The following is a 22,702-nucleotide window of genomic DNA, read 5'->3' on the forward strand; positions in this document are numbered from 1 at the left end:
TTCAACGCCGGCGACGACACGAGCGATCATCATGCTCAACCTGGCAAGAAATTCAAAACGGGTTATGCATTGGTAAACGATTCTCAAGGATTTTCACCGCAGAACTGTCATGACGATGCGACAGATGGTTTCCTCCGTTCCGAGGCGACTTCCCGTAGAGACGTCATGAAAGGGCGGATCAAACTTCCGATAGGTGAGGGTTGCTGTCTACAATATCAGCGATTTTCGATGCGAACGAAACCTGTGACGAGATTCACTATGCGAGTTAGGGTATGTGGCCTGCTGGCAGTCGGCTGGATCGCTTTGGCGAATGTGTCTTACGGGGACGAAGGGGGCGACGACGCGTTCTTCGAATCGAAGATCCGTCCGCTATTGGTGGCGAAGTGTCAAGAGTGCCACGGAAGCGACAAACCGAAAGCCGGGTTACAGCTCGACTCGCGCGAGGCGATTCTCGCTGGGGGCGAGAGCGGGCCTGCCGCCATCAGCGGCAAGCCCGACGAATCGCTCTTGATGGATGTGATTGGCTATCGCAACTCGATTCAAATGCCACCGAAGTCCAAGTTACCGGACGCAGAAATCGCGGTTCTCACGGAATGGGTTCGCCGCGGATTGCCCTGGCCAAATTCAAAGCCTTCGACACCTTCGGCCGCCCCCAGTTCCACGCCGACGGAATTTACGGACGAACAAAAAGCATTCTGGGCGTTTCAGCCGGTAAAGCGCGTTGCCCCACCCGTCGTCCAAAATGAATCTTGGATTCGTTCCCCCATCGATCGATTTGTGTTGGCGGAGCTGAGTGCTAAGGGTTTGTCGCCCGCACGCGAAACCGATCGCCGGACGCTTTTACGGCGAGTGACATTGGACCTGATCGGCCTGCCACCCACACCGGACGAGGTCGCCGACTTTGTGGCCGATCAATCGCCCGACGCACTCGAACGGGTGGTCGACCGGCTACTGGCGTCGCCCCACTATGGTGAACGCTGGGCGCGTCACTGGCTGGACATTGCGCGGTACGCCGATTCCAACGGCCTGGACGAAAATCTGGCGTATGCCAACGCATTCCAATATCGCGACTATGTCGTTCGCGCGATGCGTGACGACAAACCCTATCACCGATTTCTGGTCGAGCAGATTGCGGGGGATCTGCTTCCCCCTGCAGGTCACGGCTCGAGTCTGGCAGCGTCATCGGCACCTGGAGCATTTGATCCGCTAATTGCGACGGGATTCTTGAGCCTCGGAGCGAAAATGCTCGCCGAGGACGATCCGGTCAAGATGCAAATGGACATCATCGACGAACAGGTCGACACAATCGCGCGGGCTGTCATGGGGCTGACGATGGGCTGTGCTCGCTGTCACGACCACAAGTTTGATCCATTGACCGCCGAGGACTACTACGGTCTGGCAGGGGTTTTCAAGAGCACCCAGACGATGGACACGTTCACTGTCGTGGCCCGCTGGCACGAACGGCCACTGGCATCGGCGGAACAGATCAAGGCACGGGACGAACTTCAACAGATTGCCAGCGCTGCGAAACAATCGGTCGAGAAGCTCAGAACCGAACAGACCGAAGCGATCCTGGCGGATGCTCGCAGTAACGTGGGCGCGTACATCATTGCGGCCACGCGCGAAGTCGAACTCGCTCGCGTGCTAAGCGTCAGCAAGCCGCGCGGCCCCAGCCCCGCGGCACGAGAAATTCCGGGTGCGATTCTGATTGAAGCGGAAGAATTCGTGCGTGGAAACGTCTTAAGGGACCGCGACAATTACGGCAAAGAGATCGGAGTGATCGTCAATCGCGGCGACGCCCCCAATTTCGTCGAATACGACATCGAAGTGGCTCGCGCCGGGATGTATCAATTGGAATTGCGATACGCCGCAGTGACGGCTCGACCGACCAAGCTGTTCGTCAATCGAAATCTCGTGAAAACAGACGCAGCAAGCCAGGCGACTGGTTCGTGGACACCCGATGGACAGGCCTGGTTCGTCGAGGCCTTCGTCACGCTCAATGCAGGGCAGAACGTGATTCGTCTGGAGCATCCAAGGATGTTTCCACATATTGACAAAATCTTGATGACGCCGTTTGAAGGGGCGGCATCACTCTCAAGTGAACTCAGCGAAATAGCCGCCTCGGCAGAGAGCTCCAATGGCTCACCCTTGATGTCGTCATTGACATTGCAGTGGCGCAAGGCCGTCGACGCGGCCAAATCCGATCCCAAATCGATTCTGACTGCATGGCAGCAGTATCTCAAACAAAAGTCCCTGACGGTTGATGCGTCCCTGCCCGAAAATGGCGTTGCTCGATTGCTCGGCGACTCGCAACCGACATCGCTGATCGAACTCAAGTCGCGGTATCAGCGACTGTTCGCCGAATCAACGCAGGCATGGACGGCTTTGAAAGCAACGGATGCCGGAAAGGATGTCGCGGCGTTGCCCGACCCGGTACTCGAATCCGCACGCCAACTGCTGATCGACCCGAAGGGACCATTCGCGGTTCCAGCCGACATCGAAGTGGCGTTTTCACCGGTCGCGGCCGAGCAATTGCGATTGCGACGCGAAGAGCTTGCTCGTCACGAAGCAGCGGTCCCGAAATTCACGGAAGTGATGGCCGTTGCAGAGACCGCTCCTGAGAAGCTGAAGATTCATCTGCGCGGCAGCCACTTGACGCTTGGTCGCGAAGTGTCGCGACAGATCCCCAAGATCCTGGCTGGGTCGGGGCCGCGTGAGTTCACGGAAGGCAGCGGGCGGCTGCAACTGGCACGTTGGCTCGCAAGTCCTGAGCATCCGCTAACGGCGCGCGTCATGGTGAATCGCTTGTGGCAATGGCATTTTGGATTTGGGCTCGTGCGAACACCCGACAACTTTGGTCGTTTAGGTGAGCGTCCGTCTCATCCGGAGCTGCTGGATTGGCTAGCATCGCGATTCTCGCGGCAGGACGATGAGCTCGATGCGAACCCGAATGCCTGGAGCCTGAAGTCGACTCATCGAATGCTCATCGGATCTTCGGCCTACAGGCAGAGTACGGAATTCAATGATCATGCGGCACTCGTCGATCCTGAAAATCGGCTGCTATGGCGATTCCATCGCCAGCGGATGGATGTCGAGGTCTTACGAGATTCGCTGCTGGCACTGAGTGGCCGACTTGACGAGACTCCGGGTGGAACTCTGCTGCCGACACGAAATCGCGAGTACGTCACCAGCACGGCGAATGTGAACCCCGCCATTTACGGCAGCCCGCGCCGATCCATTTATCTACCCGTCGTTCGATCGGCGTTGTTTCAGGTCTTCACCGCGTTCGACTTCGCCGATCCAAGCACTTTGGCGGGCCAGCGTGACCAAACAACGGTGGCACCACAAGCCTTGTTCATGATGAATAGTGCGTTCGTGCTTGAGCAATCGCAGACTCTCGCACAAACGTTGTTGGCACGCAGCGATCTCGACAAGACGGGGCGCATTCAGCAACTCTACGAATTGGTATTCAGTCGTCGCGCAACGGATGCCGAAGTCACTCGAGGGCTTGGGTATGTTGATCGCTTGCGGGCGGCGATGACCGAATCTGGGATTGATTCCGCCGAGATCGAATCTCGGGTCTGGACAAGCCTTTGCCGAGCGGTGCTTTCCGCCAATGAATTTGTCTATGTTGACTAGCCGATGCGATCGTCTGAATTGATCAGCGTTCTGTCGATGTGATTCACGCTTTGTGGAAAAAGGACACCGTCCATGTCACGTCAGTCATGTCACCGCTTCACCACCGTCTACAATCGTCGAGACATGCTGAAGGTGAGTGCCGCCGGGTTTGGAAGTTTGGCACTAGCCGGTCTGGCAGGTGAAGAAGTCCGTGCCGACGCGGCACGCGCCAACCCGCTCGCATTGAAACGGCCGCATTTTGAGCCGAAGGCGAAGCGGGTCATTTTTCTGTTCATGCATGGCGGACCGTCACAGGTCGACACCTTCGACTATAAGCCGTTGTTGGAACGCGACAACGGCAAACCGCTGCCGTTTGCCAAACCTCGCGTGTTTTCAGCACCGACGGGGAATTTGCTGAAATCTCCATTCAACTTCAAACAGTACGGTGAAAGCGGAGCGTGGGTCAGTGATCTGTTCCCACATGTGGCGCAGAAAGTTGATGACTTGTGCATCATCAACGGGATGCATGGGTCAAACTCACGCCATGGTGGTGCACTTCTCGAATTGCACACAGGAAGCGACACCTTCGTCCGTCCCAGCATGGGGTCTTGGATCACTTACGGACTGGGTACCGAGAATCAGGATTTGCCGGGCTTCATCACAATGTGCCCCACGCTGACTCATGGCGGGGTGAATGCTTACAGCTCGGCGTTTTTGCCCGCCGTCTATTCGGGAACACCTCTCGGCAATGCCAGCATTCCATCGGATCAAGCAAAGATTCCCTTCATCGAAAACGCGGAAAAGCAACCATCGCGTCTGCAGCGAATGGAACTGGATCTGGTCCGCGAGATGAACGTCGATCAACTTGGACTGACCGGTCCGGATAACACCCTCGAGAGCCGGATCGAGTCGTTCGAACTGGCGTATCGCATGCAAACCGCCGCGCCCGAGCTTCAGGAGATTCACGACGAGTCTGAAGCGACGCAGAAAATGTACGGATTAGACAATGCCGAGACACGAAATTTCGGCAGGCAATGCTTGATGGCGCGCCGATTTATCGAGCGAGGTGTTCGGTTCGTGCAGTGCACTCACAGCTACAAATGGGACCAACATGGAAATCTGAAAGCGGACCACACCAAGAACGCACTCGAAGTCGATCAGCCGATTGCCGCACTGCTGACCGACCTCAAGGCGCGCGGGTTGTTACAGGACACATTGATTCTGTGGGGCGGTGAGTTTGGCCGCACGCCCGTCGCCCAAGGTGGAGATGGCCGCGATCACAACCCTCAGGGCTACACCATGTGGATGGCCGGTGCGGGAGTGAAACCTGGGATTCGCTACGGCAAGACGGACGAGTACGGATACTACGCAGTGGAGGACAAGGTCCACCTGCATGACCTGCATGCGACGATGCTGCATCTGCTGGGCCTGAACCATCTCAATCTGACGTACAAGTACGCGGGGCGGGACTTCCGTCTGACGGACGTTCACGGAGAAATCGTGCACGGAATTCTCTCGTGACGAGTTGGTGACTTGCACACGTTCGATCGCGAAATGCGCCTGGTGAACCGAGCCGATCAGCGCCCTTGTTGGAGCAATCGCACGCGTTCGTCGTCTCCGCTATGTCGCCGCGACCTCTGCCGTCTGTGCTTTGTCGTGGGTCCATTGCTGCAAGTAGTCCAGGCTACGGCGATAGTTGCTCAAGCTGATACCGAGCAGGATACAGGCCAAGACGTACGAAGCCGTTCCGACAATCAGCAAGGACTTGTGCACCTGGTTCGGATCTTCAAAGACATTGTCCGTCAGCAGGGCAGCAAAGGTCGGTCCCAACCCCATTCCAACGAGGTTGATGACGAACAAGTAGATCGACGTTCCCTGTGCTCGCATCATATTGGGCATCATGCGTTGAATCGCCGCAGGTGCGACACCAAAGGGGACGCTGCCGAAGAAGACCATCGGGACAAGCAACGCGGCCACCAAGTTACCTGTTGGAGCCAGCGGATAGAGGACGACAAACGGAAGTCCGCACAACGTGCTAAGCCACGCCACACGCAGGGGTGAATCGGCGCATCCCCGTTGCGTCCACAAGTCCGACAGCCAGCCGCCCGCCACGACACCCAGGGTGCCACTGGTGGCAATGATTGTGCCGTAAACCAGACCAACCCCACCCTGGCTCCATCCAAATCGACGCAGAAACATGGAAGGAATCCATGAGATGCTGGCATAGGAATTCATCGTCACCATGGCGATTCCCAAATTCAAACAAACGAACGTCGCCATATTCGCACGGACGTATTGCCACGTTTCTGTCAGGCTGATTGTCGCGCCGTGTGATTTCTGTTTCCCGACGAGCCCCTTGCGTGTCGGTTCTTTCACGCTGAGCAGCAGGAGTGCGACCAGCAACCCGGGCAAACCCACAATGAAGAAGACCAGTTGCCACGATCGCACGACGCCGATCACAGGAACAGCGAAGGTCTCTTGGGTCGAGGCGAACTTCACCACCAGCCCGCCGAGGATGAACGCGACGCCAGAGCCAAGATAAATCCCCATGGAATAGACGCTCATGGCGGTCGCACGGCGATGGGGTGGAAAGTAGTCGGCGATCAATGAGTACGCCGCTGGCGAGAGAGTTGCTTCGCCGATTCCGACACCCATTCGCATCAGGGCCAGGTCCCAGAATCGCTTCGTCAGTCCGCATCCCGCCGTCATCAGACTCCAGAAGGCGATACCGAAAAAGATAATGCCACGGCGACTGCGCGTGTCGGCCAGTCGACCGAGGGGAATACCGAACAGAGTATAGAAAACAGCGAACGTCAGTCCCTGTAGCAGACTAATTTGAGTGTCGCTGATATCCAGATCGCGTTTGATGGGGCCGACCATCAAGTTGATGATCTGGCGATCGATAAACGAAATGATGTAGGCAACGGTCAACACACCTACGACGTACCAGGCATAGCCTGGTGACGGAAACTCATCCTGATCATGGTCGCGCGACATGAGGGATTCCTGCGTCAAATTGTCAGTCAACGACATTGGTAATTCATAGAAACGCAAAGAACTGGTCCCAATTCGCCTTTTTCAAGTGGGCGAATTCCGAGGATCAGTCGAACCAGACTTCGTCATTTCCATGGATGCTGGACCGCTTCGCGCTGCGGCCAATTGAACCGGGAGAGAGACCCCGCAGCGCTCACGTGCGGGCGAAGTATATCAATCAGTTGCCGCAATCGTTACCGAGTGCGTTGCTACTCAATCAGGAAATCCAACGGTAGACTGTCGACCGTCTCCAACACTTCACTCGCCGATCACGGAACACTTCGATGACGACCAGCATTTCTTTGGTGGGGAAAACGGCTTTAGTAACCGGTGGTGGTCGCGGAATTGGCAAGGCGATTGCCAAGCGTCTGGCAGAAGCCGGGGCGAACGTGGTGATTGCCAGTCGCAAGCTGGAGAACCTGGAGGCAACTGCAACGGAATTGGCGGGCCTGCCTGGAAAAGTCCTTCCGATTGCGTGCCACGTCGGTCGGCTGGAAGAGATTGAGAATCTTGTTCGTGAGACGGAGTCACACTTTGGCCCGGTGGACATCCTGGTCAATAACAGTGCGACGAACCTGGGACAGGGCCCTTCGCTCGCTGTGACCGATGAGATGCTGGACAAGATCGTCGAGATCAACATCAAGGCCGCGATTCGACTGGTGCGACTGACTGTTCCGAAGATGATCGAACGCGGCAAAGGTTCGATCATCAATATTAGTTCGGTCGCCGGAATTGAGCCGCAACCACAGGGGTTGCTTTACAGCTTCACCAAAGCGGGCTTGATCATGATGACACGCGGGTGGGCTCGTGAATTTAGCCCGCATGGGGTGCGATGCAACACCATCGCCCCGGGGCTGATTCAAACCGATTTCAGTGCGCACTTTTGGAAGAATGAGCAGTACCGTAGTGAACTCGAAACCAATCAACCGATCCCACGCATCGGCCAGCCGGACGAAATCAGTTTCGCCGCACTGTACCTGGCTTCGGATGAATCGTCGTACGTGACGGGCCAGGTCTTAGTCATTGATGGTGGAATGACTGCCTGATTCACGCGTCGCACAGATCAACGCGAGGTGACGTTAGCGAGCACCTTGGGAAACAGACTGTTCGACGCGAATTCTCGCGACACCGAAAGTTCGAAACGCAACAAACCCTGAGTGGGTAGTTCATTCAGCAAGAAACGAGTCTCGGTCGACGCTGAAGTGAGGCAGGAGATAATGTATGAACGCCCCATCGGACATTTTCGGTCATTCACCTCGAGCCAAAGACGCGCGCTCGCGATTGACTGCGTTTATGCAGGAGCAAATTTACCCGCACGAGTGCACCTACCATCAGCAAGGACAGGTGGCCGACCGCTGGCAGCCGCGGCCAATCATCGAAGAGCTGAAAATCAATGCCAGGGCAGCCGGATTGTGGAATTTGTTTCTCCCCGACAGCGATCAGGGTGCGGGTCTTACGAATCTTGAGTATGCGGGTCTGTGCGAGATCATGGGGCGGGTTCCATGGGCGCCCGAGGTCTTTAACTGTTCTGCCCCCGACACCGGGAATATGGAAGTTCTGGTTCGATATGGAACCGCCGCACAACAAGAACAGTGGTTGAAGCCCTTGCTGGCGGGGACGATCCGGTCTTGTTTCGCGATGACGGAGCCAGACGTTGCTTCGTCCGACGCGACAAACATTACGGCTCGAATCGAGCGGCAGGGTGACGAATATGTCTTGAACGGTCGCAAGTGGTGGACGTCCGGCGCAGGTGATCCGCGTTGTCGAGTTGGGATCTTTATGGGGCTGACGAATCCCGAAGCACCGGTCCACCAGCGGCAGTCGATGATTCTTGTGCCGATGAACACGCCAGGAATCAAGATTGAGCGGATGTTGACGGTGTTCGGATATGACGATGCCCCGCACGGACACGCTGAAATCTCGTTCGAGAATGTGCGTGTTCCGGCTGCCAATCTTTTGCTGGGGGAAGGTCGCGGCTTTGAAATCGCCCAGGGGCGACTGGGGCCAGGGCGAATTCACCATTGCATGCGGTTGATTGGACTTGCCGAACGTGCTCTTGAAGCGATGTGTCGACGCGTTCAGTCCAGGGTGGCATTTGGAAAGTCGTTGGCCGAGCAAGGAACGGTTCGTGCCGACATTGCCAACTCGCGAATCGAGATCGAGCAGGCTCGCTTGCTGACGCTGAAGGCGGCGCACTTGATGGATACCGTCGGCAACAAAGAGGCTCGCACCGAAATCGCCATGATCAAAGTTGTCGCGCCAAATGTCGCTCTGCAGGTGATCGATCGGGCGATCCAGGCACACGGAGGAGCCGGGGTGAGCGGTGACTTCTTTCTGGCCGACGCGTGGGCGTCGTCGCGAACCTTGCGGCTGGCCGACGGGCCGGATGAGGTCCATCGCGAAACCATTGCAAAATTGGAACTCCGTCGCCATGTGAAACACTAGTATTTTGTGAGATCTCAATCTTCGAGTTGACGGGGGGGGGGTTGGAGAGCTTCGCCGAAACCCCGGGGCTTTCATTACTTCGTTCGTCAAGCCCCGGACACCCGACCCGTATCTTTCGTCATGACAAAGCACTCGAGGCACAGCTCGTTCCACAGGCTGCATAAGGACCCATCATGGACGTTCGTGAAAAAATCGTGGTCGTGACCGGCGGAGCCAACGGAATCGGCCGCGCCCTCTGTCTACGTTTTACGCGAGAAGGGGCACGAAAAGTCGTCGTCGCGGACTTGAATGAATCGCTCGCCCGTGAAGTGGCCGCCGAAATTGACGGCATCGCGATTAAAACGGACGTCGGGCAAGAAGCGGACCTGCAGCAACTGGTGGAACACGTCACATCGTCGTTGGGGCCGATTGATCTGTTCTGTTCGAACGCAGGGATCATTCTGAACGGTGGACCTGAAACGCTGGATGCGGATTGGCAGCGCATTTGGAATGTGAATGTGATGTCCCACGTCTATGCAGCGCGTGCAGTCTTACCGGGGATGCAGGCGCGCGGGCAGGGATATCTACTGCAAACGGCCTCGGCTGCTGGCTTGCTCACGCAAATCGGGTCGGCCCCTTATTCGGTTACGAAACATGCCGCAGTGGGCTTCGCGGAATGGCTGTCGATCACGTACGCGTCGGCGGGAATCAAAGTCTCTTGTGTTTGTCCGCAAGGGGTTCGCACCGACATGCTGGATCTGGCAGAAGGCGGCATCGCGGATCATTTACGGGAAACGGCCCTTGATCCCGCGGAAGTGGCGGACGCCGTGATTGCGGGACTTGCATCCGAAACTTTTCTGATTCTTCCTCACCCGCAGGTCGCGGAATTTTTTCGCCACAAAGCTGACGACTACGAGCGTTGGCTGCGCGGCATGCGACGCTTGCAGACAAAATTCGGAGCCAATCCATGAGTGCGCTGGTTCTGGTCAGACACGGCCAGGCATCGTTCTTTGCGAGCGACTATGACAAACTCTCGGCGATTGGCGAGCAGCAATTGCGACACGTGGGAACTCACTGGGCCGCACAGCGACTTGTGATCGATGAGGTCTTCACAGGTCCGCGGATGCGTCAACGCGACTCGGCACGACTCGCGGGTGAGGAGTATCAAAAGGCGGGACTGACCTGGCCAGAACCGATTGTGCTGGACGAATTGGATGAATATGACCTGGACGGGCTCACAAAGAATGTGGCCCCTCAACTGGCCGCCGTGAATTCTGAATTTGCTCAAATGGCAATGTCTTACCTGCAAAGCGCGGGCGAACTCGACAAGCTACGATCATTCCAGCGCATGTTCGAGATGCTCTTGCGACATTGGCAGGCCGATCAATCGGAACGGACAGACGTTGAAACCTGGGCGAAGTTTCGACAACGGGTCAACGGTGTGATTCGGCGGGTTCAGACTCAAACGGCACGAAGTCGCCGTGTCGTCTTCTTTACATCGGGAGGTTTCATCGGTTGCGCGGCGCACTTGGCGCTTGCTGCTCCAGACGCAACGGCCTTAGAGCTGAACTGGCGCGTTCGAAATGCGTCGTTCACGGAGTTCGTTTTCAATCAAGATCGCTTGTCTCTCGACAGTTTCAATTCTGTTCCGCACCTTGAACATCCCGATTTGTGGACGTACCGATAGTCGATTTCGTCCACTTGTCCCCACTGAAGGGAGAGCGTTCATGACTGCCGACTTGAACAACCCGACACCAACTCGGGCCGGAGAAGAACTTCCGCTCGAATCGCTTGAGGGCATGCTGCGTCGTCAATGGCCTGATTCTCTGGGACCACTGATTGTCGAGCAATTTCCACACGGACATTCAAATCTCACCTACTTGTTGCGTCTGGGATCGCGAGAGTTCGTCCTGCGTCGCCCTCCCTTTGGCAATCAGGTTGCAACGGCCCATGATATGGGGCGCGAGTATCGCATTCTGTCGAAATTGAATTCGGTATACGCGCCTGCTCCGCGACCTGAGCTCTTCTGCGACGATGCCACCGTCATGGGTTGTCCGTTCTATATTATGGAACGCCGTCATGGATTGATTCTTCGCAAGACGTTGCCGCCGAATCTGACAATCCATCCCGAACTCGCACATCGAATGTCGTGTGCATTGATTGACAATCTTGCGGCACTTCATGCGATCGACTACCAGCAAGCGGGGCTTGGGGAACTTGGCAAACCCGAAGGGTATGTCCATCGACAAGTGGCTGGTTGGACCAAACGATACGGTCAAGCACAAACGGCTGAAGTTCCCGCGATGGACCGGCTGGCGCGATGGTTGGCCGAAAACCTGCCTCCCGAAATGGGGGCGACAGTCATCCATAACGACTACAAGTATGATAACGTGATGCTCGACGCGGCCGATTTGACGAAGGTTGTGGCCGTGCTCGACTGGGAGATGGCCACGATCGGCGATCCCCTGATGGATTTGGGAACTTCACTGGGGTACTGGGTTGAAGCAGGTGATCCGGTTGCACTACAGCACGTCGCATTTGGCCCTACGGCCTTGCCTGGCAGCCTCACCCGTCGACAGTTGGTCGATCGCTATCAAGAGAAAACGGGCCGATCGGTGGATCACGCCCTGTTCTATCTGTGTTTTGGCCTGTTCAAGCTGGCGGTGATTGTACAGCAAATCTACGCTCGGTTTGCACGTGGCCATACAACCGATTCGCGGTTCGCTCATCTGGACAAATTGGTGCTGATTTTGGGATCTCAGGCCGATCACGCCTTGGAATCGGGCTCGATTTGACAAATACCGGGGGCCTCTGAGCAATTCATCGCGACCAGAGATTCTGACGCAAATCACGATTTGCATGATAGCGGGTTCGGGACAAACATTTGCGAATTTGATGGCATTTTGGGATGACCGTCGACTTTTGAGTTGATGGGGATCACAATCCAGCTTGCCAGTGCGTGAACAGGTCGCATTGTCGCAATCTTCAACCGAAACCTCCTGAATTCAGGATCAATCGACGCCAGTATGTCGCGCGAACGTCTGCTCTTTGTCACGGGCCGATTGGCAGAACCGTCGCTCAAGGCTGTTTTGCAACCGCTCGCCGAACGAGTCGGCTTTGACTATGAGATTGCCGTGCTGGGGATCTCGGTTGCGGCGCTGATGCATGTCGACTGGGTGCGCCGAAAGTTGTCTGTGCCAGAAAATATCAGTCGGGTCATTCTGCCAGGATGGTGTGGCGGAGACCTGACGACGCTGGTCCATCAGTTTCAAACGGTGTTTGAACTGGGGCCAAAAGATCTGTTCGATCTCCCTGAGTACTTCGGTCGCAAAGGACGTGAGTTGCCCGCACTTGAAGCGCACAACATCCAGATCTTGGCCGAAATCAATCATGCACCACGAATGCTGGAAGACGATCTGATTCGACAGGCCGATTCGTATCGCCAGTCGGGAGCGGATCTCATCGACCTGGGATGTATTCCAGGCGAGTCATGGTCGACGATCGCGAATTCGGTCAAACGGTTGCGATCCGAAGGCTTTCGCGTCTCCGTCGATAGTTTTGAGCGACACGAAGTGGAATCGGCAGTCGAAGCGGGTGCCGAACTGGTGCTCAGTTGCAATCATTCGAATCTCGACTGGGCCTGCAAGTTGCCAGCCGAACTCGTTGTGATTCCGGATGATGTCCGTGAAGTTGGTTCCTGGACCGCGACGATCGAACAGCTGCAGGCGAACGGTCGACCATTCCGCGTTGATCCAATTCTCGAACCGATTGGATTTGGATTCGCGGCGTCACTATGGCGTTACTTCGAGGTGCGACGACGGCAGCCCGATACGCCGATGATGATGGGAATCGGCAATCTGACGGAACTGACCGAGGTCGATAGTTCTGGCGTCAACTTTCTGCTCGCGGCCCTTTGTGAAGAATTGCAAATTGGGAGTGTGCTGACCACTGAGGTGATCAACTGGGGACGTACGGCGGTCAGAGAATTTGATCTAGCGCGGCGGCTGGTGCGTCATAGCATCGAGAATCGCGTACTGCCCAAGCACCTGGGTGGCCAGCTCGTCATATTGCGCGATCCGCGTTTGCACGCGATCGGGGACGAGGGCTTGCGCCAACTGGCGGGCCGATTGACCGATCCCAATTTTCGAGTCTTCGCTGAACGCGGTGAGATTCATCTCATGAACCGCGACGGCTACTGGCATGGGCCCGACCCGTATGAAGTCTTCGACCAAATGCGTGCAGACGTTGGGACACTCACCGCTGAGCACGCCTTTTACCTGGGTGTGGAACTGAACAAGGCCCGCACGGCACTCACACTAGGCAAACAATACCTGCAGGACGAAGCGTTGCGTTGGGGTTTTCTGACCGTGGATGAGGTCAGCGCCGTGTCGCGACGCAAGCACAGACCAGACGCAGCGGATACCCGCGCCAAATCATGAATGGTGTGGCAACCGACGAATTACTTGTCACGCAAGTCTTTTCAGCAAAAAACATTACTTCATTGAATCCCTTATTGTGCGACGTCCGCGATGGCCCTGAAATTCGTTGCTCCTCAAGCAAATCGCTCGACCTGATCTGCACAAAAGGCGATCATTCCTCACCAGCAAATCCCTTCGGGTTGCAAGCAGAAACCGGCGAGGTCGGAAGGGCAGTCTGCCACATGGTTTGACTGCGTAATGTGGGTCGCTCGGTTCTGGTCTACTGAGGTTGCGCTGGTCACTTGACGGACGGCCATTGACAGGCGAGAATCCGCCCCGATTCATGCGGCACAGCGCAGAAAGTTAGGTGAGTCCACGGTAACGGTGACTCTTCTGGATCTGTTAGTCCGCTGGCGTGATTTGTATTTAGGGCATTTTTCGTGACGAGTTTTTTTAACAGGCCGCACTTTGGTCCTGTTGAGGAGGCAAGAGTCGTCCCTGCTCGATACAACTGGTTTGGCAGTGAAGCTTGAGCTCGTAGCTCAGTTGGTAGAGCAACGGACTTTTAATCCGTAGGTCCTGGGTTCGAGTCCCAGCGGGCTCACTGCGTTGCGGTCGTCGCTTTGGCTCTGATTGAGTCGCCGCCGCTTCGAAAGTTGGCGCAGTTTTTTCCCTGGTCCGTTGCGGCTCAGCACCGAGGGGAAAAGCTGCGGTTTCGCCGATAGTGATGGAATTCGAAATCGGTCCTTTTCAGGAGTCTTCTCATGCCGCGGCCGTCCATCGTGCCAAGCATCCTTGCGCTTATTTCCCTCTCTCTGCTGGGCTCCATGCTGTGGGGACTTGAGCCAAAAAGAATGCAGGACTGGCCGCAGTGGCGCGGCCCCAACCGCGATAACTACAGTCACTTCACGGGAATCTCGACCGATTGGGATGCAAATCCGCCGGCCTTGGCCTGGAAGCTGGAAGGAATGGGCAGCGGCTACGCCAGCGTTTCCATCGCCGGAGATCGACTTTACACCACTGGCAATATCGAAAACGCACAGCGGGTCGTCGCAGTTGATCTGACCACCCATCAAGTCGTCTGGTCGACACCACTAACGGAATCGAATCCCAAGCACGACTATGAGGGAGCCCGGTGCACGCCCACCATCGACGGCGACCGCTTGTATGTCGTGACGTCGAACGGCCAGTTGTCCTGCTTGAAAGCCAACAACGGAGTAATCGTCTGGACCAAGGATTTCAAGAAGGAATGGAATGGCGTGATGATGTCAGGTTGGGGATTCTCGGAATCGCCAACGATTGATGGTGATCGCGTGCTCTGCACTCCCGGAAGTCCTGATGCAATGATCGTTGCACTTGATAAGACCACGGGCAAAGAAATCTGGCGGTCAGCAGTGCCGGATCAGGGTGAAAAAGGAAAATCGGGTGCTGGATACTCTTCGATGGCGATCAGCGACGCTGGTGGTGTCAAGCAGTATGTCCAATTGATCGGACGCGGCTTGATCGGCGTCCGCGCAAGCGACGGGAAGTTGCTCTGGAGCTACAACAAGATTGCGAACGGCGTCGCGGATATTCCGACTCCGATCGTGCATGGCGACTATGTCTTCGGCTCAAGCGGCTATGCCGATGGTGGATCGGGACTGATTCAACTGGTGAAAAAAGGTGACAAATTTGAGGCGCGCGAAAAGTACTATCGAGCGGCCAATGAGCTTCAGAACCACCATGGTGGGATGATCCTGATTGGAGATCATCTGTACTTCGGTCATGGCCATAACAACGGGTTCCCCATCTGCGTTGATCTCCTTTCGGGCAACGTGAAATGGGGCGGTAAGATTCGTGGCGCGGGCAACGGGTCTGCTGCCGTCACCGGCGTCGATGGCCACGTGATTTTTCGCTATCAAAGCGGCGAAGTGGCACTCGTCGAAGCCAGCCCCGACAAATACAAGCTCAAAGGCAGCTTCAAACCTGAAGTACAGATTCGGGAGTCGTGGGCGCATCCTGTGGTCTGCAATGGGAAGCTTTACCTTCGCGAACAGAACACCCTGATGTGCTACAGCTTGACAGCCAAGTAGGCTGCCGCGCACTCAGACACCACTATGCGGCTTCCAAAAAGCATTTCTCTGTCCCTCCGTGCCTCTGCGTCTCTTTGACCTCCGCTGGATCCAATCGAGCGCAGATTGGGGCCACATTGGTCGATTGAGAGGCACAGAGACACGGTGGTGCAGAGAATACGCAAGCCGATTGCTCCGCTGCATGCCCCGAGACGACATGACTTCGCAATCTTTAGGCGATTCAGTCGCATCGGAAACAGTTGATTTCTATGATGGCGGATCTTCATTTCATGCATCCGAGATCTTGCACGGAGACGCGCTGTGACTGAACGACATTCGATGGACCGCCGCGACGCACTGAAGTTGGCTGCACTGGCGGCAGCATCTGCGGCTGTAGTGCAGGCGCCAAAGCGAGCAACGGCCGAAGTTCCACGCGTCTTGCCTGCGGGTTCACTGCCGGCCGACACCCGGCTCGGTGACTTGAAAGACCTGAACGGGGATTTTAGCTGGCACCCAAGTCCCAGCATCGTCGAGTGGAAGAAACGGGCCGAGCAGGTCAAGCGGCAACTGATGGTCGCCAACGGGCTGTGGCCGATGCCGACCAAGCACCCTTTGCAGGCGATTGTTCATGGAAAGGTTGAACGAGACGACTATACCGTTGAACGTGTGATCCTACAGACCGGCCACGGGCTTTACTGCACGGGTAGTTTTTACCGGCCCAAAGCACCGCCACGTGGCAAGTATCCCGCCGTTTTGTGCCCACACGGTCATTGGGAGAATGGTCGATTTTATGAACACACCGACAAGTTGTTTGAAACGGAACTCGCCAGCCATGCAGAATCCCTGCCCAGTGGCCGATTTCCCTTGCAAGCCCGATGCGTGCAGCTCGCGCGGATGGGATGTCTTGTGTTCATTTACGACATGCTGGGATACGCCGACAGCGCGCCTCTGCCATTCCAGTTGGCGCACGGCTTCAAGCAACAACGGCCAGAATTGAGCAGTCCCGAAAAATGGGGACTGTTCAGCGCTCAGTCGGAACTTCGCTGCCTTAGTATTGTCGGGCTGCAAACTTGGAACTCGATTCGCGCTCTGGATTGGATCATCTCGATGGATGATGTCGATTCGGATCGAATCGGTGTCACGGGCGCCAGCGGTGGCGGAACGCAGACATTCCTGTTGGGGGCCATCGATCCGCGACCGGCCGCGTTCTTCCCTGCTGTCATGGTCTCGACGGCGATGCAAGGGGGCTGTACGTGCGAAAACGCCAGCTACCTACGTGTGAATACGGGGAACATCGAAATCGCCGCGATGCTTGCGCCTCGGCCACTCGGAATGACGGCGGCAAACGACTGGACTCGTGAGCTGGAAACGAAAGGCCTGCCGGAACTCAAGCAGCACTACGCCATGTTCGGCGTGCCTGATGCCGTGGAAGGGAAATACCGTTCCTTCCCGCATAACTACAATCAACCCAGCCGATTGATGATGTACGAGTTTTTCAATCAGCATTTGAAGCTCGGCCAAACAACACCGATCGTGGAGCGTGACTTCGTTCCATTGACGAAAGTTGAAGCGACAGTCTGGAACGCTGAACATCCCATGCCCGAGCGTTCGGTCGAGAACGAATTGAAGCTCGTGAATGGCTTTGCCAGCGATCAAGTTCGTCAGTTCGCAGCCGCAGCACCAAAGGACCTTGATTCGCTGAAAGCCTATCGCGACTTGGTCGGTGGAGCATGGGAAGTGCTCATTGGACGCAAGCTGCCCGAGAAGGAGGAATTCTCGCAGGACAACAAAGCGAAATCCGAGGGCGAAGATCTGCTCAAGTTCAACACCTTGGTTCGGTTGAAGAAGTACGGTGAAGAAATTCCCACACTGTTCTTCCTCCCTCGAAACTGGAACAAGCACGTCGCGGTCTGGGTGACGGATGAAGGAAAAGCGTCGGCACTGAAGCCTGATGGGTCACCGAAGGCGGAGATCCAGAAACTGCTTGACTCGGGTGTTTCGGTGGCGATTCCAGATCTGTTCTATCAAGGTGAATTCCTGGCCGATGGCCAACAACCAACACATGCTCGGAAAGTCAAAAACCCACGAGAATTCGTGGGATACACACTGGGTTACAACCACCCATTGTTCTCGCAACGGGTTCATGATGTCTTGACGATGATCGCCTTTTGTCGGTTCAGCAAGTATGAACCTTCGGGCGTGCACCTGATCGGATTGGGGCGAACGGCAGGTCCGATTGCCGCCGCCGCCGCCGTCCAGGCGGGTCCTGCGGTGAATCGACTTGCGATTGGGACTGCGGGATTCCGTTTCGCAACTTTGACAGACGCCTACGATCCCATGTTGCTACCAGGTGCTGTGAAGTACGGCGATGTCCCTGGCCTGCTTTCGCTCGCGGCACCGCATCCGATGTGGCTATCGGGCGAAGGGAGCCAGGTTCCACCGGTCGTCGCCACGACCTATCAAGTCGCAAATGCGCCGACGGTGGTTTCGTATGACGGTCCCCCCGCCGGTGAAGCTGCTGCTGCCGTAAACTGGCTGTTAAGCGGACTCAGTTAACACAGAAAGCCTTTGAAGGCCCTTCATCGAGTCGCTGCAACCAATGGCGACGACTCGATGAAGCCATACGCGCGACGAACGATCACTCGAAACCGTAACTCGATCCGATGCGCCGGCAACCGCAGAGAGACGCCTTCACGCGAAGTCTTCTCCGGCTGCGTCGTCGTCGGGTTCAGGAAGCTGTGGCATCCCGAGCACGGCTTCGACTTTTTCTGCAGCCTGGGCGAGTCGGGCGAACAGTCGAAGCTGAATCGTAACAAGCCTGGACTGCAAGGCGTCGGCAACCGAGATCAGCTCGGTCAGTTCATTCTCGGCAGGTATCCGTGGCAGGGCATACTCTTGCAGTGTGGTTTCTGCCTGAGCGTGGTCAAAGGGATAGAGATGTCCGCCCATCTCTTTTCGAATTGACACGAGCCGAGACCGCAGGGTCGAAACGTGCTGCGCAATCGACTCGTTGACGCCTGAGTTTGCAGGAGCGTTTTTCATCGCATCGCAGAGCGTTGAAAGCCGCATGAAGACGATTCTGAGCGAAGGGAGCTCACCCATGAGATGACTGATCAAAGCTGCTTCTGGTAACAAAGTCTGTACCTCGTACTGCAAATCGTCACCGTCATCGATATTTCGCGCAACATTGGGTAGATGCAGCAATTGGAGGGCGAACGACAGGCGATTGCCAGCCTCTGTTTCGAATGGCAGAAGCTTCGCAGCAAGGTTCGCAATGCCTTCGCGTGATCGCGTTTGCTTCGCTGCGGCGCATTCCAGCGTCGCTTTGGCCAGGCGATAGTCGTGCGGATTCAATGGCAGCCCGGCCTGAAGCAGGGTTTGAGCTGAGATCGTTTCGAAATAGGTCTCTTCGGCCATTTGGTAACGAGGAGTCACATCTTTGTACGCCGTTAGTTCGGACAGCATTCGTTCACGAGTTGCTTTCAGCTCGTTCGCGACTTCGCGTGGATGCGCCGGCTTGTCTGCAGCCTGCGAGGCGAGGGGAAGTGGTCGCAGTCGCGGAATATCCGCTTGGAAGTATCGACGGAGTGCTTTTGCGGCGCGAATCTGCTCGCTTTGCCGTTCCATTAGCTTTTCGACCGGGTGCAAATCTCTCGCTTTGATCGGTTGGTTCAAGATCCCTTCATAGAATTCGATGGTCAATGTTTTCGAGATTTCCTCGAAGCGATTGAACAGTGCGGTCGCGAGTAGATTCGGCGGCAATTTTCCAGGTTGAAACATTCCCGGCGAGGCATCGCAGGCGCCAGCTTGAATCCGATCGATATCGGACGGGTGGGTATCGAAGATGCCCGTTTTCTCTTGATCCATTAAGCGGCGAAGCTTCTTTTTCAATTTGGGCGAGACGAATGCCGTGTTGGCGATGACCAGTGCGATCAGATTATCGGGAAGCCGACCTTCTTCCAGAAATGCGGCGATATCGCGAAGAGATGTTTGATGAGCCAGCCTCAATTCGCGCAAGCGTCGCAACGTCGACGCAAGGGTTGTTGCACCGACTGTGCGCACCTCGCAGCGATCCGCGCTGAATTCCATTTCTCGTGACATCAGACAGCCGATGACATTTCCAGCGTAAGACAGACATAAGAGGACCCGACGAGTGATCCAAACGACGCCACGTGCGAACCAGCACGGCGGCGCGAGCATCCCACGGTTCTGACATTGAACCATGAGCCAGACATCGACGGCATCGCGTTCATGCGCGGCATGAGCAAACCAGTGATTCGTTCGTCGTACAATGTATTCGAGCGACATGGCTGCTCGCTGTGTAAAATGCCCGAGCTCGTGGGCCAGCACGCCAGTAAACTGACGCAAAGTCAACCCCGCAACCAGCGGCAGGCCGAGGTAGAGTGACAGATCCTGGCGTCCAAAAACGCCCATCCAACCACGTCGAAACTCGGCGGCGGCGTTCAAGTCGCACGTCACGTAAATGTGAGTGGGGCGACTGGTCCCCACAGCATCACACAATTGATCGATGTATTCGTACAAAAAGGGCTCGGTATTTCTTCGGAGCGTCCGCGGTCGTTGAACAATGATCATTCGGGCAAACAACGGCTTGATCAGCCCTAAAAGGCAAGACGCACCTACCGTGATCACAGAACCAATAACAAGAATGCGGGGGACAAGCGTCCAGCCCGCAAGGAACCATTTCAGATGGAGGAAGAATGCGACAAGGCAGCCGATAACCAAAGTCACTGAGAGCAGATAGCACAGTGGTACGAGCAAAATCGCTGCCGTCGTGAATAGCAGACCAACCGTGTATTTCCACGACACTGCCGGGAGCGGCACTGCTCCGGAGATCGCGTTCAGAATTTGACGCTGCTGGCTCGCAGGCTCGTTCATGACGGCTTGATCGCTCCCTGACCGTCAACGGCGGATGTCGTCCATCGACTGAAACTCGATCGAACAATCTGTTTGGGTGTGAATCGGAAGAATGCCGCGCAAAGGGCCACTACGCCAATCATCAAACCGACCAGTGTTATGGTAACCAATCCGATCAGAAACCACGTCCACGGAGAGATTGGCTGTTCGGACGGAAGACGGCGCAGGCGACCTGACTCTTCGATGAATGAAGCAGGCGAAATTGTGTTTTCCGCCGAAACGTCGATTTGAACGCCACACGCCTTACAGCGAATCGAACGTCCAACGGCCGCCTCTTTGAGACGATGCTGGTTCCCGCATATGTCACACTCAGCCAGAACCGCCATCTGGCGAGTTTCCTCGAAGTAAAAGGCCTGCCGCGATCGTTCACTCGATTGCGCAGGTTCGTGATGTTATCGCCGATGAAACCGATTTCAAGACATTTTTAGGCAAAACAAGATCGATGAAAGGAACGCAAGGCGCAGGATTCGATGCGTTGCAGTGCCCCCACATTCACAAAGGTGCCCATCGCGTTCCCGATGGGCACAAAGCGCTCACCATCGTCGCCGTAGTGAAGTCTGATCGGTAAAGTATGAGTTGCGTTTTCCAATGATTCAATGCTTTCCGCCGCGAGGGCATGTGCCGCGTCAACAGTCAGTCACTTTGTTCAGGAATTGTGAGTCGAAATGCGAATTGCCACAGGAGGAATCTCACATGAAACCAGTTCGTTCGCCGTGAAGAAAACGACTTTGGACGACTTCGCAAACGGGTTTGGTCTGTTTCGCGGCGACGAGGTGATTCAGCGATTTCGCGGAGCCAATATTTGCACCGGGGGGTTCATCGAGGGAAGTCGGACGCATGGATTTGAGCTGGTTCCATTATTGTGGGGATTTGCCTATCCGAGTGGCACTATCGTCCGAAAGGACTACGAGTTGCTGAAGGAAGAATTCCTTCAGCGGTTACGTCAGGATGAAGCGACACACGGACGAATTGACGGAGTACTGCTTGATCTCCATGGTGCGATGGTCATTGAGGAGATTCCTGACGGTGATGGCGATTTCATTGAAGCCATCAGAAACTATCTTGGCGACGATCGCCCCATTGTCGTAACGTTTGATCTTCATGGGAATCACACCCTGCGACGCGTCAATGCAGCAACGGCGATCGTTGGTTTTGATACGTACCCGCATATCGATATGGCGGAACGTGGTCGCGAGGCCGCTGACTTGATCGTCAAGACGATCCGCCACGAGATTGAGCCCGTGATGGCGTTTCGTTCAATTCCTCTCTTCTGGCACACACCAACTCAGGTGACCGCCAATCCTCCGATGGTTGAGGTGATTCAGTTCGCTCACGAATTGGAACGTCGCCAGGGAATCCTGGCCGTGACCATCGCCACGGGATTTCCATGGGCCGATGTCCCCGACGTGGGCGCGAGTGTCATCATCGTGGCCGACCGTGATGCGACGCTCGCGAGTCACGCTGCCGACGAGTTTTCGAATTGGATCTGGGAGCAACGCGAACGGTGGTACTGCCCTCCCAAGTCGGTCCGAGATGCCATTCGAGAAGGTGAGATTCACGGACGGTACCCCATCGTTCTCGCCGACCATGCCGACAATACCGGTGGAGGTTCACCTGGCGACTCAACCGAGATCCTGGAAACGTTTCTCGACATGGGCCTGTCCGATGCACTCATTCTGTACATCGTCGATCCCGATGTGGCGAAGCAAGCACATGCGGCAGGAGTTGGCAAGCAAATCGACGTTCTCGTCGGAGGCAAGTCGGCAGACATTCAGGGCCCGCCTGTCCAAATGCATGCGACGGTGATGGCCGTGTCTCATGGTGACTTTACTTACGATGGCCCGATGTATGCAGGTCTAACGGGGAACATGGGGTGTTCTGCGTGGCTGAAGCAAGACGGGGTGTCAGTCGTCGTCGTCACCGCGAACGAACAGCCGCTTGGCCCGGCATTCGCGAAAACACTGGGGATCGACTGTCGTTCCATGAAATATATTTCCGTGAAGTCATCAGCCCATTTTCGGGCGAGCTTCGAGCCGATCGCGGGCATCATTCTGAATGTGGATGCCAAGGCGATTCACACACACGAGTTTCCGTTGCTGCGTCACCAACTTCGTACCAGACCGGTCTTTCCGGTGGAGATTCTGCCGCGCGATTTGAGCTGACGTTTTCCCTTCTTTTGACGGCCATTCAGTGTCTTCAGACGATGTGAGATGGATTCGAGCC

The 22,702-nt window shown here is 56.0% G+C and carries 13 protein-coding genes and 1 tRNA gene; 12 read left to right on the top strand and 2 right to left on the bottom strand.

Going from position 1 to position 22,702, the window contains the following annotated elements:
• The first annotated feature begins 258 nt into the window (after positions 1-258).
• Together OSO_RS47820 and OSO_RS0111500 are read left to right on the top strand one after the other, a co-directional pair.
• Positions 259-3,639 carry a DUF1553 domain-containing protein gene (locus tag OSO_RS47820; protein ID WP_162130534.1) on the top strand — a complete coding sequence of 1,127 codons (3,381 nt, stop codon included), beginning with the start codon at positions 259-261 and terminating at the stop codon, positions 3,637-3,639.
• Between the two features lie 72 nt (positions 3,640-3,711).
• Positions 3,712-5,139 carry a DUF1501 domain-containing protein gene (locus OSO_RS0111500; protein WP_010583487.1) on the top strand — a complete coding sequence of 476 codons (1,428 nt, stop codon included), beginning with the start codon at positions 3,712-3,714 and terminating at the stop codon, positions 5,137-5,139.
• Positions 5,140-5,238: 99 nt separating this feature from the next.
• Here OSO_RS0111500 and OSO_RS0111505 read toward each other — a convergent pair whose 3' ends face one another.
• A complete protein-coding gene (locus OSO_RS0111505; RefSeq protein WP_040592232.1) occupies positions 5,239-6,615 on the bottom strand; it encodes a spinster family MFS transporter in 1,377 nt (458 codons plus the stop codon).
• A 320-nt stretch (positions 6,616-6,935) separates the two neighbouring features.
• Between OSO_RS0111505 and OSO_RS0111515 the strand changes: the two genes are divergently transcribed.
• From OSO_RS0111515 to OSO_RS43120, 9 genes are all read left to right on the top strand, one after another.
• Positions 6,936-7,697 (top strand): SDR family NAD(P)-dependent oxidoreductase, encoded by a 762-nt coding sequence (locus OSO_RS0111515; RefSeq protein ID WP_010583489.1) that lies wholly within the window; start codon positions 6,936-6,938, stop codon positions 7,695-7,697.
• Between the two features lie 175 nt (positions 7,698-7,872).
• Entirely contained in the window at positions 7,873-9,096 is a 1,224-nt protein-coding gene (locus OSO_RS0111520) for an acyl-CoA dehydrogenase family protein (RefSeq protein WP_010583490.1), read from the top strand.
• A gap of 173 nt (positions 9,097-9,269) precedes the next feature.
• The gene (locus OSO_RS0111525) at positions 9,270-10,046 is read left to right on the top strand and encodes an SDR family oxidoreductase (RefSeq protein ID WP_010583491.1); all 777 of its coding nucleotides are present in this window, start codon (positions 9,270-9,272) and stop codon (positions 10,044-10,046) included.
• A complete protein-coding gene (locus OSO_RS0111530; protein WP_010583492.1) occupies positions 10,043-10,762 on the top strand; it encodes a histidine phosphatase family protein in 720 nt (239 codons plus the stop codon). The genes OSO_RS0111525 and OSO_RS0111530 overlap by 4 nt, the downstream gene beginning before the upstream one ends.
• A 40-nt stretch (positions 10,763-10,802) precedes the next feature.
• Positions 10,803-11,870 (top strand): phosphotransferase family protein, encoded by a 1,068-nt coding sequence (locus OSO_RS0111535; RefSeq protein WP_010583493.1) that lies wholly within the window; start codon positions 10,803-10,805, stop codon positions 11,868-11,870.
• A gap of 231 nt (positions 11,871-12,101) precedes the next feature.
• Positions 12,102-13,514 (top strand): DUF6513 domain-containing protein, encoded by a 1,413-nt coding sequence (locus OSO_RS0111545; RefSeq protein WP_010583494.1) that lies wholly within the window; start codon positions 12,102-12,104, stop codon positions 13,512-13,514.
• A gap of 510 nt (positions 13,515-14,024) precedes the next feature.
• Positions 14,025-14,097 (top strand) — tRNA-Lys (locus OSO_RS0111550).
• Between the two features lie 160 nt (positions 14,098-14,257).
• A complete protein-coding gene (locus tag OSO_RS0111555; protein ID WP_029246911.1) occupies positions 14,258-15,565 on the top strand; it encodes a PQQ-binding-like beta-propeller repeat protein in 1,308 nt (435 codons plus the stop codon).
• A gap of 300 nt (positions 15,566-15,865) precedes the next feature.
• Positions 15,866-18,100 (top strand): alpha/beta hydrolase family protein, encoded by a 2,235-nt coding sequence (locus OSO_RS43120; RefSeq protein ID WP_010583497.1) that lies wholly within the window; start codon positions 15,866-15,868, stop codon positions 18,098-18,100.
• 135 nt (positions 18,101-18,235) lie between these two features.
• Here OSO_RS43120 and OSO_RS0111570 read toward each other — a convergent pair whose 3' ends face one another.
• On the bottom strand, positions 18,236-20,440 hold the full coding sequence (locus OSO_RS0111570) for a M48 family metallopeptidase (RefSeq protein ID WP_010583498.1): 2,205 nt from the start codon (positions 20,438-20,440) through the stop codon (positions 18,236-18,238).
• A gap of 704 nt (positions 20,441-21,144) precedes the next feature.
• Between OSO_RS0111570 and OSO_RS0111585 the strand changes: the two genes are divergently transcribed.
• Positions 21,145-22,641, top strand: coding sequence for a M81 family metallopeptidase (locus OSO_RS0111585; protein ID WP_010583500.1), 1,497 nt, complete (start codon positions 21,145-21,147; stop codon positions 22,639-22,641).
• Positions 22,642-22,702 lie beyond the last annotated feature (61 nt).

Origin of the sequence: Schlesneria paludicola DSM 18645, assembly GCF_000255655.1 — a bacterium.
GTDB classification, from domain to species: Bacteria; Planctomycetota; Planctomycetia; order Planctomycetales; family Planctomycetaceae; genus Schlesneria; species Schlesneria paludicola.